This window comes from Rhizobium sp. NZLR8 (genome assembly GCF_019685025.1).
GTDB lineage: Bacteria > Pseudomonadota > Alphaproteobacteria > Rhizobiales > Rhizobiaceae > Rhizobium.
Genome location: NZ_JABDVY010000004.1, coordinates 423856 through 440800, shown reverse-complemented (window position 1 = coordinate 440800; position 16945 = coordinate 423856). Strand labels below are relative to the sequence as shown.

Below are 16945 nucleotides of genomic sequence, written 5' to 3'. Positions count from 1 at the left end.
ACAATGACATCGATTTCGCGTTCCGCATTGCCGCTCTCGGGCGTTCGGGTCGTTGACTTCGGCCAGTATATCGCCGGCCCGGCCGTTGCCATGATCCTTGGCGATCTCGGTGCGACCGTCGTGCATATCGATCCACCATCGGGTCCGCTCTGGGACAATCCGGCCAACGCGATCCTCAACCGCAACAAGCTGATCGTGGCGATCGACCTGAAGACCAAGGCTGGAGCCGAAGAGGCCAATGCGTTGGTCGCCGAGGCCGACATCGTCATCGAGAATTTCCGGCCGGGCGTCTTGGCCCGGCTCGGCATCGACTTCGAAGCGTTGCGCGCGGCCCGGCCGGAAATGATCAGCGTCTCTATCCCCGGCTTTGCTTCGAACGATCGGTTGCGCCGCGACTGGCGGGCCTTTGAGACCGTCATTGCCGCTTCTTCCGGCGTCTTCACCGACATGGGCCTGAACCGAGTACTGATGGGTATCAATCCGTCCTTTTCGCCCCTGCCGCTGGCATCCGCCTACGGCACCATGCTGGCGGCTTCCGCCGCGGTCTTTGCCCTGCAGTCGCGCGAGAAGACCGGCCATGGCGATCACATCGAGGTTCCGCTCGCCGCCGCAGTCATGGAGGGCCTGTCCTATAATTCGATCAAGATCGACGATTACCCTGTGCGCTACCAGACCCAGCGCGAACAGGAGATCGAGCGCCGCCGCACCGAAGGCCTGCCGATGGACATGTCCTATGACGACCTTCAGGAATTCCTCGATCCGTTCTATCGCAGCTTCCTGTGCAGCGATGGCCGGATGTTCTACGTCGTTTGCCCGAGCCACAAGAACCACGCCAAGCGCTGCCTGCAGACGCTTGGCATCTATGACGAACTGGTCGAGGAAGGACTTCACGAGGAAGAGGATACCTATCTCCCCGTCGCCGCATGGTCATCCGACGTCTCGCTCGGTGTCTATCCATTGCCAAAATTCTGGGCCGACAAGATCGCCGGCCGAATGAAGCAAATCTTCCTGACAAAGACTTCAGCCGAATGGGAGCGCGTGTTCGGTGAGGGCCTGTTCCCCGGTGCGCCGCAGCGATGGCTGCAGGAATGGATCGCCGACGACCATGCCAAGGCGGCGGGACTGATGATCGAGGTCGAAGACCCCGTTCTTGGCAGCATGACCCAGCCGGGACCGATGGCCTGGCTGCAGGAAAGCGCCGAGGCCATGCTCAGCCCAGCGCCGCGCGCCTGGGGAAGCGTTGCCGACGCATTGGCAAAACTGCGGACGATAAAGGCCCCAGAATTGCCTTTGCCGGCAGTAGGTCCTGCTGGCGGATGGCTGGATGGCGTCAAAGTCCTCGATCTTTGCAACGTCATCGCCGGACCGCATTCTGTCGCCTATCTCGCCCGCTTCGGCGCGGAGGTCATCAAGATCGATCCGGCCAAGCCACTCTACGACTGCTGGAACACGGTGATCTTCGGCATGTCGCATATGCGCGGCAAACAATCCGCACTGCTGAATATCAGCTCGCCTGATGGACGGGTCGCTTTCGAAAAGCTGGTGAAGTCCGTAGACGTCGTCGTCTGGAACGCGACCGACCGGCAGGTCAATGCCATGGGCCTCGACGTTGAGGGCTTGAAGGCCCTCAATCCACAGGCGATCTTCTGCCAGCTCGATTGCTTCGGCGGCGTCCGCACCGGACCGCGCACCAACTATCTCGGCTATGACGACCTAGTGCAGGCAGCAACCGGCATCATGCTGCGGTTCGGCGGTTCGATGCAGACGCCCGAGGAACACGCTCATGTCGGCACGATCGATGTCATGTGCGGCTTTGGTGCAGCGCTCGGCGTGGCCGCAGCGCTCTACCAGAAGTCAAGAACCGGCGTCATCGGACGTCCCAGGACTTCGCTTTCAGCACTGACGGGTTTGGCGCAGATTCCATTCTGCTATGACTATGAGGGCCGCAGGCCGTTCGACGAGCCTTCAGGACGCGCGACGAGAGGGTTCAATGCGCTCGCGCGGGTCTACGAGACGCAGGATGGCGGCTCGATTCTCTTGGCCGCAACTGAAGACGACCTCCCCGGGTTCTCGGGCGTACAGGGATTGACGCGCTTGCCTCTGCTGGCTCCAGGCGACCGTGAGACTTATCTGACCGATGCGTTCGCCACCCGACCCGCCGAAACCTGGCATCAGCGCCTTATCGCCGCTGGCATCGGCGTATCGCTCTGCGATAATATCGAGAGCATCCGGAGCCGCAGTGCGCGCGTTGCCGACGGCACGCCGGGGACGGACCGCGGCAGTTATTCGTTCTCGATCTTCCCCGATCATCCCAGCGGTCACACAGTGACACAACTTGATCCGCTCGCCGTGAGGTCGACGCAGGCGACGGTAACTTCGTTGGCTCCCGCCGAAAAATACGGAGCGTCGACGGCAAAGGTATTGTCGGAGGTGGGCTACAGCGAAAGCGAGATAGAGATGTTGATCACGTCGGGATCGGCCAGCGTCTCATGGAGCCATGAATACCTGCCGAGCTAAACGCGTCGGAAGTCTCAACTGCCGATGGCTGACACGCGTTCCATTGGCGGGCCTAACCGCATACGTTGATGGTTCATCCCATCCCCTATCTCCTTGGGTTGCCCCGGTCGCAAGCTCTGACACAATCCGCGCCTTGACCTCATCCGGCCATTGGCGATGCACCTCACGTCGGCTCCGCCGCGTCGTTAGAACCTCCAACGTAGTCTCATGGAGAAACTCCTTGTCACTCGTCCATGGAATGTCGATCAAAGATCAAGCGACAGAAGACAACGTGGGCCGACAACATCGGGTACGGTGTAGCACATACCTCCTTTCCCTCTCGATCCTCGTTTCGAACCACCAGATTGGCCGCGACGATGGCCGCTAGCACGCCAGCGTTCGCCACGATGACAGGTGGTGGTTCGGCTTCAGGCCGTAGCGATCAGCCACATCTTGCACCGTCACGCCCGGACGCAGGCCCCCCGAGGCAGTCCTTGCCTTGATCTCATCGGGCCATTGGCGATGTCCCTACAGACTATAGCGGCCAGGACAGCAAAGAAACGAAACGTTAAGCAATTCAGGCCGTGTAGGACCATAGCCGGGGCTATGCACTGGACCTCGGTCCGATGTGCGATGCGCGATCACCGTCTAATCTTTCATATCTGCTCACGTCGTGCCCTGCACGGCTCCTGACGGTCTGATACGGAGAACAACGATGCGGATAGCAACCTTAGCGTCCCTGGCCGTGCTTTCGCTGGCGCTTGCAGCAAGCCCGTTAACGATTGCCGGGCTCGACTCGGCCGCACTGGCAAAGGACGGCGGAAACGGCGGCGGCAATGGTGGTGGAAATGGCGGAGGCAATGGCGGCGGTCATGGCGGCGGCAATGGAAACAGCGGCAGCCATGGCAGCGGCAACCAAGGCAGCGGTTCGACCCACGGCAACTCCAACTCTCAAGGCGTGAGAGGCAAATCTGGCGAGGCGGCGGGCACGTCCAAGTCCGCGAAAGCAGGCGAGACTAAAACCAGCACCAAAGAAAAGAACCTGTCGGCGCAGCTTGCAGGCCTTAACTCCTTGAAGCGGAACTACAGGGCGTTGATGCACACATCGGACCCACGCATGACTGCCATTTCGGCCTATGCCGTGGCTTATGCCCAGTATGAACTCGACAATGGAATCGAGCCCGCAGCCGATGACCCTTTGTTGGGGGATGAGGCGCTCGAGGATGCATTGGCTTCGGCAACGAAAACCGGTCAGGTCAGCCCCGCCGTTCTGGACGAAGCCAAGACCATTCTCGGTGTTGGCGACGCGAATGGAAAGATCGATCAAATCCGCACCTCGCTTGAGAACGCCGCTCCGGCGACTCTCGATGAATAGCCGCTAGTGAGGTGCAGGCGGTGCGAAGCGCCCAGTGGTGGCGCTCCGCACTAAACTACGAGAGCATTTCCGTCTTTGTCTAAGTAGCGGAAATGCTCTATTTTTTTGAGCAATTTCGGGTGTAGAACACGGTCTGAGACCTCCGCGAGGGCTGCCCCTCATCCGGCTGCCGCCACCGACCGGGGTCGAGCCACGCGTCTCGACCCGTCCCTTCGGACCCCCGTAAACGGGGCGAAGGGGCCTCTCAGTTCCCCTCCCACCTCTCGCAGGGCACGTCCCCTCGCCCCGTTTACGGGGAGAGGGTTAGGGTGAGAGGCAGTTATCGGTGCGAACCGGACAGGCGTCTGTCAAACCCAAAATCCTGTCCCTCCGGACGCCGCTTCAAGCCGCCCTCTCAACCGCCGGCTCGCCCATCGCCTGGGGCTTTCCGAGTAAATAACCCTGCGCCTCGTCGCACTGTTCTTCCAAGAGCGTGTCGAGCTGCGCCTGCGTTTCCACGCCTTCGGCCGCCACCGGCACCTCCAGGCTGCGGCCGAGTGCCAGGATGGCTCTGACGATCGCCTTTGACTGGGGGCTGGTTTCGACCTCGGCCATGAAGCTCTTGTCGAGTTTGATCTTGTCGAAGGGAAAGGAGCGTAGCGTCTCCAGCGACGAATAGCCGGTGCCGAAGTCGTCGATTGCGATCGACACGCCGAGCGCCTTGATCTGCCGCATCGTCCGCAAGGCCTTGTCCTTGTCGACGATGATCGAGCTTTCGGTGATTTCGATTTCGAGACGCCGGGCATTCAGACCGGTTTCCGAGAGGATGTCTGATATGACGGCCGCCATATCGGAATGGCCGAGCTGGATCGGCGACAGGTTGACGGCGATTTTGTAGCTGTTGTTCCAGCTCGCCGCCTCCCGGCACGCTTCCCGCAGCACCCATTCGCCGATCGGCAGGATCGCGCCGCATTCCTCGGCCAGGCCGATGAAATCCATCGGCGGGATGTTGCCGCGTTCGTGATGCCGCCAGCGCAGCAGAACCTCGTAGCCGGTGATCTCGCCCGTTCGCACCGATTTCTGCACCTGATAGTGCAGATGCAGCTGGCTGCGATCAATCGAGGCCCAGAGGTCCTTGGCGAGCGAGCGGCGGCGGCGCGCATGCTCGTCCATGGCAGCCTCGTAGAAGCAGACCCTCTGCAGCAAGGATTGTTTGGCGCGGTACATCGCAAGGTCGGCATTGGCGAGAAGCCCGTCGACGCTTGCGGCGTCGCTCGGATAGATCGCCACGCCGAGGCTGGCGCCGGTCTTGATCTCGAAGCCGTCGATGGAAACCGTCCCCGCGAGCGCGCCTTCCAGCCGCGCGATGAAATCGTACAGGGCGCTCAGCTCATCGAAGCGCTTGGTCGCGGCGAACTCGTCTCCTCCGAACCGGGCGATGAACTCGCCCTCCTGCCGCGCCTCGTCGAGACGCCGCGCCAGCTCGACGAGCACCTTGTCGCCGGTGCCGTGCCCGTGCTGATCGTTGATCTCCTTGAACTTGTCGAGGTCGATGCCGATGACGGCGACGTTGCCCCTCACCCGGTCGGCGATCATCATTTCCTCAGAGACGCTCTCGCCGAACTGCAGCCGGTTCGGCATGCCGGTCAGGCCGTCATGCTTGGCAAGGAAGGCGACCTGCTCCTCGGATTTCAGGCGATCGGTGATGTCTTCGAAGGTGACGACCCAGCCGCCATTGGGCAGCATGTTGACGTTCTGCTGGATGGATATGCCGCTCGGATATTTGTGAACCGCGCTGCCGGCGCCTGATCTGATCAGTGCCATGTTCCTGATATAATGCGCCTCGGCCTGCACGGATGCCTCTGCGGCATCCTCCGCATGGGCGGAATAGCCGACGTCGACGATCTGTCGGTAGCCCATGCCGGGACGCACCGATCCTTCGGGAAACCGGAAGATCTCGAGATAGCGCTTGTTGCAAAGCACCAGGCGCTCGTCCCTGTCGAACATGCAGATGCCTTGCCCCATATTCTCGAGCGCGACGTCGAGATTGCGGGTGATCTCCTCGATCCGGTCGGCATCCGCCTTCTGCTTGCTGGTGTCCTTGGTAATCTTCACATAGCCGATCAGTTGGCCGGTCTCGTCATAGATCGCGTCAATGACGACATGAGCCCAGAAGGAGGAGCCCTCCTTGCGATAACGCCACCCCTGGGCCTCGAACTTACCTTCAGTGCGGGCGGTCTGAAGCGCCTGCTGCGGCAGGCCTTTGCGGCGGTCTTCCTCCGAATAGAACAATGAGAAATCCTTGCCGACGATCTCATCGGCTCTATAGCCCTTGGCGCGCTCGGCGCCGGCATTCCAATTGCTGACCTTTCCATCCGGATCGAGCATATAGATCGCGTAATCGGTCACCCCCTGCACCAGGAGCTTGAAGTTGCGCTCCGCCCTGGCGGTCTTGGCCTGCCAACGCACGGCGAAAATGGCGGCCGCAAACCCGGCCGCCAGCAGCGAAAAAGTGACGGCGGCGATCGTCACCGCCATCAGTGCCGGTGAAAGAAGCGTGGCGGGATCGAGCGCGGTGATGCCCGGAATGACCGTCACCCCTGCCATTGCGGTGAAATGCAGGGCGACGACGCCGAGCGTCAGCAAAACCGTCGGCACCAGCCTGCCGAAAGTCGACCGGCCGCTCCGGCCGGCAAATCGAAAGGCAGCGATCGAAAAGGCAACGCCGAGAACGACCGAGGCCGTCACGTAGCCCGCATTCCACGAGATCTCACCGGGGAATTCGATGGCCAGCATGCCGGTGAAATGCATAGACCAGATACCCACGCCGAAGAGCACGCCCGCCAGGACGTTCGCCACCCATCTGTCATAGGCGATCTTGGCGGCAACCGCCGCCGTCGTCGCCACGATCGCGACCAGCAGCGAGACCAGCGTCAATCCGGCATGGTAACCGACGACGACGCCGGAATCGTATGCCAGCATGGCGATGAAATGTGGCCCAGATGCCAAAACCGCCCGCCGCCCCCGCCGTCACCAGCCACACCCAGCGAACCGCGCCCTCGGACAATGTCGCCCGATTGAGCAGAACGAGCGTGCAATGGCTTGCGAGAAAGCAGATCAAACCCGCAAGCCCGACCAGCGTGAGATCATGCTGCTCGGTGATGCACGTCAGAACGGTAAACATGGAATAGGCCCTCGATTTGAGGGGCACGTTAAGCAGTGGGCGCTTATTGAAGGTTGAAATGGGTAGGGCGGATGGGTGGCAAATGAGGCTGTTCGGGCGGGTTGTTCGGTGGGTTGTGAGGTTAGCGTTTACGGTGGGTGTCTGGGTATGGTGAATGAATTGGTGCGGTGGGGATCGAAGTGCTCATCGTAACGTTCGAGCTTCTCACCCCCGAGTCACAGCAACCTCAAACGGACATGCGTGCTGAAATACGCTTGTGCCCATAGATGCATCTGGCGATATTGCAGACCTCAAATCAGGATGTGAAAGGCGGCAGATGACGTCGCTGGCGTTGATCACAATAACACCGTGTGCAGCAATGCTCATATCTGCATGCATCATGCGCAGAGGATTTCGGACCTGGATTTCATTGCTGCTGGCTTGCTCCACAGTGGCGATTGCAGCCTTCGAGCTGCGAAGCGGATTTAAGCAGACTTGTGAAATAGCCGAGAGCGAATGCGTCTCGATCCCTCGATCAAGGGCGAGACCGATCGCTTCGCCTATCGGTTTGTGAAGCGGTGACAAGTGCCGGCGCCAACCTCAACTCGGCCTCCGAAGGAGGCCAGGATACTGCTCAACTGCGCCAGTCTGCAGCACGTCAGCTTTAGGAACTCGCTGGAGAGCCTGCAAACGTCAAGCTTGGGCAAATGCAAGAAGCAGCGTCGCGGCGTGCTTCGAGGCTCCGCCCTGCGGGCTGCGCACCTCAGCATGAGGGCGCGGGAGGATGCCGCGCAGTCATCGCGGGCGCAGGAGGATGTGCACAGCCTAAGCGAGAGCTTGCGCGATCCGCCTGCACTTAGATATCGTTTCGCGCTGACAGCGATGTGCATCGGGAACAAAATGCGCCGAGCTTTTAAATATATTGCAGCGGCAGTAGGATTTGGCGTGCTCGTTAGCGTTTGTATGATCGTGAAGGGACTGTTTGACGCCAACGATCATATTGACCGCTGCGCTGACGAAACCTCAGGACGATACATATTTGACAAGGACGCGAGAGCCGGCGCTTGCGGATGATCGCTTAAAACCGGACAACCAACTACAAATTTTTCAACGTTATAGGCCGGAAGCTGACGAACTGCGTCGAGGCACGAGGCGGCTGAAAAGCAGTTCGTCAGGCACCCTCCGTGTAGCGTCTTGAAAGTAAGTCGTTGCTGTCGTTGCTCCCGGCACGACGGCTTTTCGCGGCAACGCCAGCACCGCACCGGCAGCCGCCGGAACTGGACTCAGTCGTCACGTCCCCTCACCGCCCATGAGCTGGTATCGTGATCGGGGTGCTGGTTGTTGTTCGCCTTGATTGCCGCGGCCCAGTCGGCGCCGTTGGTTTCGGTCGCGCCGGTGTTTTCTATGCTGGTGATCGTATCAAACCAGGCCACCATGTTTTCGGTGCAGGTATTGGCATGCGGCGCGAAGGCGTTCGAATCGTCAAGCGAATTCTCATGGCAGGTCATCAGGTCAAGTTCGGTCAGGCTGTGGGCGAGCCCCGGGCCGACGACTTAGACTAGATTTCCCCAATTTCACCCAAGCACCATGATACGGAGTTGGATGAGGGGAATCTAGGATGTCGATCTTGCTAAGAAGTTTATCGCTACTGGTTGGAATAACATTGGCGGTACCAGCCTTTGGCAATTGCTTAACCGCCAATGAGACCAAACAGGGCGTCCTGCTGACCAGAGAGGCGCCTTTCTATTCCGTATTCTACAAGCCGGACGGCCCGGGTCTCACCGAACAACGGCTGATGGAGCGCGACGGTTCGTTGCAGCCGGTCTCGGCTGTATATTTGCACCCCTTGCTCGTCGAAAAGAGAGTGAGTGCCAGCGGGACGCATGAGCTGAAATACGCGAATGCGATTGCGTTAGACGATCTACCGCAGAAGAAGAACTGGCAATCCGACACCACGCTTTTCATCAATGGCAAAAAATCCGTTTCGGGCACGACTTTCATGAGGTTCGACGGCTTGGGAGAGGAAACGATTGCATCTTGTTCCTACAAAGTCTGGGCCATCAACAGCCGTCTGGAACTGACGGAATTGCCGCCGATCATTTTCGAACAATACTATTCCCCCGAGCTTCATCTCGTTCTTCGTTCGGTAAAGCTGGGCCCCTCCAACCAACCGTTGAGCGAGATTCGATTTGATCGGTTCCAAATTGGCTGGGGCAACTAGGGGACATTGTCCACTCTATCATCCCAGAAAGCCCGCTCTCTAAGGCTTCTGCGCGATAGTGGGGCGCTCCCTCCCTGCCTACTACTCTGTCGTCGCGAGTCGATGCGACCGCTCGCCGCCCATCACCAGACGTTCAAGAACCGTCCCTTTCCGTGGATACTCATTTCTGTGTCGTCCGCCGCGACGCCGTCGGTCACAAAGAAGGATGACGGCTCGATGGAGGTGGAGATCGCCTGGACATTACCTCTTACGGCTTGTTGACTCACCCGCAGTTGAACAATAACTTGCTAATTTGGTGGTTGGGCTTGTCCTCACATGACGGATCAATTTCTTCAGCGTCGTCTCGCTGCCATCGTCGTTGCCGATGTGGTGGGATATTCACGCCTGATGGAGGCCGATGAAGTCGCAACGCTGGCGAACCTCAAAGAACTCCGTTCTGGCGTTATCGAGCCGGCTGTGACGCGCCACAACGGTCGCATCTTCAAGGTCATGGGCGACGGCTTCCTAATCGAATTCGGTAGCGCGGTGGACGCAGTCGAAGCCGCGCTGGAAATGCAACGGGCCACCACGACTGTCGAGGCTTCCGGAGATCGACGCCTACTTTTGCGTGTAGGCGTCAATCTAGGAGATGTCATTGACGATGGTTCAGACGTCCTCGGCGACGGCGTCAATGTCGCGGCGCGCTTGGAGACGCAGGCCGCACCAGGAGGTATCTGCATTTCAGCCAATGTTCACGGCGAGATCGTCGGCAAGATTAGCGACCGGTTCTTTGATGCAGGCGAACGCTACCTGAAGAACCTGACGCGCCCGATCCACGTGTGGCATTGGCCGGATGCGCTGCAGAGCATATTGCCGCTGCCCGAATGTCCCTCGATCGCTGTCTTGCCGTTCACGAATATGAGTGGGGATGAAGCGGACGCGCCTTTCGTCGACGGCTTGACCGAAGATCTGATCACCGACCTTTCCCGTACGGCTGGCCTGTTCGTCATCGCGCGCAATTCCGTGTACGGCTACAAGGGGAAGCCGGTCGACGTAAAGCTGGTCGCCCAGGAACTCGGCGTCCGCTATGTCCTGGAGGGGAGCGCCAGACGCGCCATGGGACGTGTCCGCATCAATGCCCAATTGGTCGACACGCTTGCCGGCCAGCACTTGTGGGCCGAGAGGTTTGACAGGACGCTGGAAGATGTTTTCGAGTTACAGGATGAAGTTAACGCCAAGATTGTCGAAGCCCTCGTCGGCCGGCTGACCATCCCGACGCCGCGCAATCGGCCGAAGAACTTTGAGGCGTACGATCTGTGTGTGCGCGCCCGCCTCCTGACGGAAGAGTCGCCGCAAACTGAGCGTGAGGCCTATATGCTGCTCCAGCGCGCGGTTAAGCTCGAGCCATCATATGCCGAGGCGCTCGGTCTGCTCGCCTATAACCGTTGGCTTGCCTGGGCTCATTTCGGCGAGCCCGAAGATCCCAACCGCCGGATGGCGGCGACGTCAGCGCAGAAGGCGGTCGAGCTGGATCCCAACGATGCCGGCTGCCGTTACGTTCTGGGGACCATTTTGGCTTATGAGCGGCGATGGGAGGAATCAGAGGCCGCCTTCGCCAAGGCCCTGGAGCTGGACCCCAACCACGCCGACACCTGGGCCGCCATGTCGGACATTTCCGTGCTGGACGGCAGGGTTGCCGACGGACTGGCGCAGATCGAAAAAGCTCTGCGGCTCAATCCCTATCCAGCCTGCTGGTATCTTTGTCATCTTGGACAGGCGCAATACGCCGCGCGTGATTATGAGGCGGCAACCGCTACACTCCGCAGGAAAGACACGTATCGTACCAACTCACGCAAATTCCTGGCGGCTACGCTTGGGCAATTGGGCCACCGTGAGGAGGCGCGGCGAGAAGCCGAATTGTTCCTGATCGCCCACCCTCATTTCACCATTGGCCATTGGCTGAGCTCCCAGCCGCTGCGCGATGCATCCGTACGAGACCACTTTGTCGACGGTTTCCGAAAGGCCGGCCTGCCGGAGATGTGACAGCGAGTGGGAACAATCCCGACGCGTTCGAGGACTTGATCAACGGATATGCGCTGCGCGAGAACGGCGGTCTGGATCGCAGTGCCATGCTTTTTCAGTCGCTCCACAAAACGCGTCAACCAGCCCGAGTCTCGCATGACTTTTCCGCTGGACCGCCTTGCTCAGGTGGCGATGAGCCCATAGCCCAGAATGAAGACAGGATGCTTTGCGAAACATTTAAGCAGCTTCGCCGAGACATGAAGGCGACGACGCTTACTTCCGCTATCGGCGGCGCAAATATGCCGTTATCTTGAAACTAGACAATCTCTGCGTTGCGGCAGGTGCAAGGTATGCTCCAACGGCCGAAATGAGGGCGCGAAGCGGAAATTATTTCCGCTGTCGGCCCAAAACAGTCCTACAGGCTCGCCGAAAGGAAAACTGATCTATACGATCTTATGGTAATGATTGCGTCTCGTCAGTTCGCGTGGACTGAGGCCGGAGGCATGTGATGCCCTTCAATGATCGATCAAAGCATATTACCGAAGGGGTGGCTCGCTCACCCAATCGTGCCATGTATTATGCGCTGGGCTATAAGAAAGCCGATTTCGAAAAACCAATGATCGGCATTGCCAACGGGCACTCCACGATCACGCCTTGCAATGCAGGACTGCAACCATTGGCGGATGCGGCGATCGCGGCGATCAAGGCGGCAGGAGCCAATCCCCAGGTTTTCGGTACCCCGACGATTTCTGATGGTATGTCCATGGGCACCGAGGGCATGAAGTACTCGCTGGTGTCCCGAGAGGTGATTGCCGATTGTGTCGAGACTGCCGTTCAGGGCCAGTGGATGGACGGGGTACTCGTCATCGGTGGCTGCGACAAGAACATGCCAGGCGGGATGATGGGAATTCTTCGGGCAAATGTTCCCGCCATCTATGTTTACGGCGGGACGATCAAGCCGGGCAGATGGAAGGGACAAAAGCTTTCCGTGGTGTCTTCCTTCGAGGCGGTCGGTGCGTTCATGGCCGGAAAAATGAGCCAGGAAGATTTTGACGGGATTGAACGCAATGCCTGTCCCTCCACAGGTTCATGCGGGGGTATGTTTACGGCCAATACCATGAGTTCGTCTTTCGAGGCGCTGGGCATGTCGTTGCTCTATTCATCGAACATGGCCAATCCGGACCACGAGAAGATCGAGAGTGCAGCTTCGTCGGCCAGAGTGCTGGTCGAGGCCGTGAAGAAAGGTATCACGCCTCGTAACATCGTCACGCGCAGTGCCATCGAGAATGCCGTGGCCCTGATCATGGCAACCGGCGGCTCCACCAATGCCGTTCTGCACTACCTGGCGATCGCCCACGCGGCCGAGGTCGAATGGTCTCTGGACGATTTCGAGCGCATCCGCCGCAAGGTTCCAGTTATCTGCGATCTCAAGCCGTCCGGAAAATATATGGCGGTAGACCTGCATCAGGCGGGCGGCATTCCCCAGGTGCTGAAACTGTTGCTCAATGCCGGGCTCCTGCATGGGGACTGCCTGACCATCACTGGTCGCACGATCGCTGAAGAACTGGAAACGGTGCCGGACCAACCGAAGGTAGATCAGAATGTCATAAGGAACCTGGATGCGCCGCTCTATAGCGAAGGCCATCTCGCGATCCTCAAAGGCAATCTTGCGGAAGGTGGGGCGGTCGCCAAGATTACTGGCCTGAAGAATCTGGTGATCACTGGTCCGGCACGCGTATTCGAAGACGAGCAATCGGCGATGGATGCCATTCTGTCAGACAAGATCAAGCCGGGCGATATACTCGTCCTCCGCTACCTCGGGCCAAAGGGTGGTCCCGGCATGCCGGAAATGCTCGCCCCGACAGCCGCGATCATCGGCCGGGGCCTTGGCGATAGCGTGGGGCTGATCACGGACGGACGATTCTCGGGCGGGACCTGGGGCATGGTCGTCGGCCACGTCACCCCGGAAGCTTTTGTCGGAGGCACGATTGCGCTGGTTCGCGAAGGCGATCCGATTACCATCGATGCGCATCGCAAGCTGCTGCAACTCGATCTGCAGGACGAAGAAATTTCGCGGCGGCGTGCTGAATGGAAACAACCGAAACCCCGATATACCGCAGGCGTGCTGGCTAAATTTGCCGCTCTTGCCAGACCGGCCAATGAGGGAGCTGTGACAGGGTAGCATCAGGGACCAAAAGCTTCCGCTGTCGGCCGCAAAGCATGCGCAATCGGACGATCCCACCAGGGGAAAGCTCCCACTACAATCCCGGTTTGGCCGAGACGAAGGCCCCGCCTTGCCCTTTACCTTCTCCTGCTCAAGCGCGATGACCAATTCGATCGTGGAGAAGAAGCGGACCTTTCGCCTGAACGCCAAGGGCAGTCGCAACATGGGTTTTGCCTGTTCCGGGCCTGCCGATAAGCACAACATTCTGCGCCGCATCCATGAACTCGCACCGTTGCTTCATTTATCTCGCTGGTAGTGAAGTCGACGCCGGAGAGGTCTTTGTAAGCCGGGAAGCGGGCGGCATTCATGTGATAATGGAATGTGACCAAGAGGGCTCCCCACCGCCTCCCGTCGGCCAGGATATTAAGGTCCAGACGACGTCATCGGGGGTGCCGCGATTCCACCCTAATAACGATTTACAACAGGGCACCCTGAGGCCGTTGCGCAAAGGACCGACAATGAGCAAATCGCTTGGGAACGGTATCAAGGCTCTTTGTATTCCGTTCGCCGTCGCCGTTTTGTTTCACGCGCCAGCGTTCGCAGAATGCCGATCGCCACTCGATCGCCCTGAGTGGCCTGCGATCGCCCGATCAATTGCCACGCTACAATTGTGCGAACAGATTCCTATTGGCCCTAATCAAACCGCCAGATTTCAGCTCGTTTCGGTGAAGATTTGTACTTTTCCGAGTGGTGTCAGTACTCTTTCGGCAAGGGCAGTGTTGACGTGTGAGTCCGGTTCTGAGGACCTCATTCAGTTGCCACAGCTTGATAGTGACGTTTTGGCTACCGTGTCCCTTGATACCGCCGCATGTCGGATTTTGGATTCCGATATCCAAATCAGCGGAGAAATCGGTGGCCTTCTGTCTGGTCTCGAAAATACTCAACAAACCGCTCGCGACTGGGCGCAATCGCAATTGTCGCGGTTGTGCGCTTTGCAGCAATGAGGCTACCCCTATCAACATGCCGGGTGAAAAACCGTCGACGACAAAATACCGTGGACAATTCCTCCCGCTTCACCTGCCTCTATCCGCGCCGCCATTCAGATAACTTCGACCGACCTACCAGCACACACTTGCCCATGCGGCTCCGGCACACCATCCGGCGAGCACACCAGTCGGATAATGGACGCCACTACCCGAAGCCTATCGCTTACGGACGCCGGGGCAACGCATGCTGCGAAACCTCTGTCCGATGAGGGAGGTTGGAGAGTGCCGCGCCCAATTACAGGTGGTGGAATGCCGTGGTTTTGCTACGTCTACTGTTACGACACCGTCTCGCGCCAGCGCCCCATAGAGCCTCATCCTGAGGCGCCCCGCAGGGGCCTCGAAGGACGGGCGGTGCGCCACGGCCTCACCCCTCCAGCTCAACAATCGCACAGCCATAGCCTCCAAGATCCAGCCTACCCGTCACCGGCTTCTCCCCATCCAGCAGGTCCCGCCCGGCCGGCACGCCGCCGATAGACGCCGGCTGGTCGGTATAGTTTTGCACGAAGAGCAGCCGCCGTTCCTCATTCATCCGCATCGTCACCTCCACGCCTTCGGGCAGACCGCCGACCAGCGGTTCGATCCCGGCCTGGGGAAAGAGGCGTTCAGTGAGCGCCTCGGTCAGTTCAGGCGTGAGATAGGTGCCGAGATAGACCACCTGCCCCTTGCCGACCTTGCGGGAGGTTGCCATCGCCTGGCCTTCGGCATAGCGGTTGGACCAGGCGGCGATCACTTCGACATCGCCGTCGACGGCGAGGTTTTCATAGAAGTGGCCGGCGGTGATTTCGCGGTTGCCGATCTTGAAGCGGCGTTCGCGGCGATGGGATTCGGCCGGCTTGTTCGGCGGGATGACGAGCCCGCCCGAGCGCTCCATCACGTCGAACAGGCCGTTGGCGCCCGGCGCGGTCAGACGGCCGAAATCTTCGACGCACACGCCAGTCAGCTTCGAAAGGGTGGTGCCGGGGGCGGTCTCGCGGATGACGTGGTTGTCTTCATTGCGGGTGCCGGTGCGGGCGCCGATGACGACGGTGCCGCCCGCCGCCGCGAAGGCTTCGAGCTTCGCCGTCCATTCGTCCTTCCACATCACCCAATGGGGGACATAGAAGAGCTTCAACCTGGAAAGATCGTCCTCGGGATGGATGAAGCCGCAGGCGATACCGCGATCATAGCAATGCTGGTGCAGCAGGATCGCATCGTCCTGCGGGCTCGGCAGGCCGATCGGATAGGTCTTGTGAGCTTCCTGGTTGTCGAAATCCGAACCGGCGATGCCGACATCCATGCGCACATAGGTGCCGAGGATCTTCGGCTGCAGCGCAATCATCTCGGTGGCGAAGCGCTTGGCTTCCTCATAGCGGTGGCGGGCGACATCGTCATGGTCGATGATGCCCATCCAGTAGATCTCGGCGCCGAAATGGGCCGGACGCCAGCGGAAGAACATCAAGCCGTCGGCGCCGTGAGCGACCGAAGACAGCGCCATGCGGCGTAGCTCGCCCGGTTCCGGCGTCAGCGTGCAGAAGCCCGGCTGGCTGCCGAAGCCCGATTGCTGCTCGGGCACGATGTAGTTGCCGGAGAAGCCGCGGCAGATATCGAGGTGCAGCGCCTGCACCTTGGCGTGGTTGCCGAGCCGCTGGAACTCGTCATAGAGCATCGGATAGATATCATAGCCGACGAAATCGAGATCCTTGCTGAACTGGCCGCGGAAATCGATATCCCGCAGGCCGCCGAGATTGTGGAAGATGAACCAGGCGGATTTCACCGCGCGCAGGATCTCGACCTGGTCGTGCTGGAAGCGCGCCGTCGAGAAGGCGAGGAAGCGGTGGTAATCCTGCAGATGGCCGGGGCTTGGAAAGGTCGGGCCGAATTCGATCGGCAGCACCACCTGGTCGAAACCATCATAGGCCGTCGCCCAAAAATCGCCGCCCCAGGCGCGGTTGAGCTTGCCGATCTCGCCGTATGTGTCGGCAAGGTAAGCCTGGAATTCGGTGAGCGTCGCCTCGGAAAAGCTCTCCGGCATGCTGGTGTTCAGCTCATTGTCGGTCTGCCATCCGACGACATGCGGATTGTCGCGATAGTGCTCGGCCATCGCCTTGGTGATGCGCCGGCTGTGTTCACGCAAGACAGGGCTTGCCGTGTCGCAGTGCTGGCGCGAACCGTGGCTCATCGGGCGGCCCTTGCCGTCGACCCGGAGGACCTCGGGATGGGCCACGGTCAGCCAGCGCGGCGGCGTCGCCGTCGGGGTGCATAGGATCGTATCGATGCCGTAGCGGCCGAGCATGGCGATGGCGCGGTCGAAGAGATCGAAGTCGAAGGCGCCGAGCTTCGGCTCGAGAATATGCCAGGCGAATTCGGCCATTCTGACGGTGTTGAAGCCGGCCTTCGCCATACGCTCGGCGTCGCGCTCCCAATAGCTTTCATCGACATGCTCGGGATAATGCGGGGCGCCGACGAGGAAGCGGTCGGTCTTGACGGTGTTCCATACGGAGAGGGTCTTGTCGGACACGGG

7 protein-coding genes and 4 pseudogenes are annotated in these 16945 nt (G+C 59.9%); 6 read left to right on the top strand and 5 right to left on the bottom strand.

Annotated elements, in window-relative coordinates:
- Positions 1–3 precede the first annotated feature (3 nt).
- Positions 4–2517, top strand: coding sequence for a CoA transferase (locus HJB89_RS12580; RefSeq protein WP_221149954.1), 2514 nt, complete (start codon positions 4–6; stop codon positions 2515–2517).
- A 363-nt stretch (positions 2518–2880) separates the two neighbouring features.
- On the opposite strand, the pseudogene HJB89_RS33750 reads toward HJB89_RS12580, so the two are convergent.
- A pseudogene (locus tag HJB89_RS33750) lies at positions 2881–3006 on the bottom strand (hypothetical protein); the annotation flags it as partial.
- 205 nt (positions 3007–3211) lie between these two features.
- Here HJB89_RS33750 and HJB89_RS12570 point away from each other — a divergent pair.
- The gene (locus HJB89_RS12570; RefSeq protein WP_221149952.1) at positions 3212–3871 is read left to right on the top strand and encodes a hypothetical protein; all 660 of its coding nucleotides are present in this window, start codon (positions 3212–3214) and stop codon (positions 3869–3871) included.
- 381 nt (positions 3872–4252) lie between these two features.
- On the opposite strand, the pseudogene HJB89_RS12565 reads toward HJB89_RS12570, so the two are convergent.
- Together HJB89_RS12565 and HJB89_RS12560 are read right to left on the bottom strand one after the other, a co-directional pair.
- A pseudogene (locus HJB89_RS12565) lies at positions 4253–7034 on the bottom strand (EAL domain-containing protein).
- A gap of 1262 nt (positions 7035–8296) precedes the next feature.
- Positions 8297–8503 (bottom strand): annotated as a pseudogene (locus HJB89_RS12560) (GFA family protein); the annotation flags it as partial.
- A 128-nt stretch (positions 8504–8631) separates the two neighbouring features.
- Between HJB89_RS12560 and HJB89_RS12555 the strand changes: the two are divergent.
- The 3 genes from HJB89_RS12555 (at position 8632) to ilvD (ending at position 13417) form a co-directional block, all read left to right on the top strand.
- On the top strand, positions 8632–9234 hold the full coding sequence (locus HJB89_RS12555; protein WP_207580969.1) for a hypothetical protein: 603 nt from the start codon (positions 8632–8634) through the stop codon (positions 9232–9234).
- Positions 9235–9549: 315 nt separating this feature from the next.
- Positions 9550–11256: an adenylate/guanylate cyclase domain-containing protein gene (locus HJB89_RS12550; protein WP_221149950.1), complete on the top strand. Its 1707-nt coding sequence runs from the start codon at positions 9550–9552 to the stop codon at positions 11254–11256.
- Positions 11257–11743: 487 nt separating this feature from the next.
- Positions 11744–13417: a dihydroxy-acid dehydratase gene (gene ilvD / locus HJB89_RS12545; protein ID WP_221116744.1), complete on the top strand. Its 1674-nt coding sequence runs from the start codon at positions 11744–11746 to the stop codon at positions 13415–13417.
- A gap of 105 nt (positions 13418–13522) precedes the next feature.
- On the opposite strand, the pseudogene HJB89_RS12540 reads toward ilvD, so the two are convergent.
- A pseudogene (locus HJB89_RS12540) lies at positions 13523–13773 on the bottom strand (ATP-binding protein); the annotation flags it as partial.
- A 144-nt stretch (positions 13774–13917) separates the two neighbouring features.
- Between HJB89_RS12540 and HJB89_RS12535 the strand changes: the two are divergent.
- Positions 13918–14403: a hypothetical protein gene (locus HJB89_RS12535; protein WP_221116794.1), complete on the top strand. Its 486-nt coding sequence runs from the start codon at positions 13918–13920 to the stop codon at positions 14401–14403.
- A 406-nt stretch (positions 14404–14809) separates the two neighbouring features.
- On the opposite strand, the gene HJB89_RS12530 is transcribed toward HJB89_RS12535, so the two are convergent.
- The gene (locus HJB89_RS12530; RefSeq protein WP_221116743.1) at positions 14810–16942 is read right to left on the bottom strand and encodes a beta-galactosidase; all 2133 of its coding nucleotides are present in this window, start codon (positions 16940–16942) and stop codon (positions 14810–14812) included.
- Positions 16943–16945: the final 3 nt, after the last annotated feature.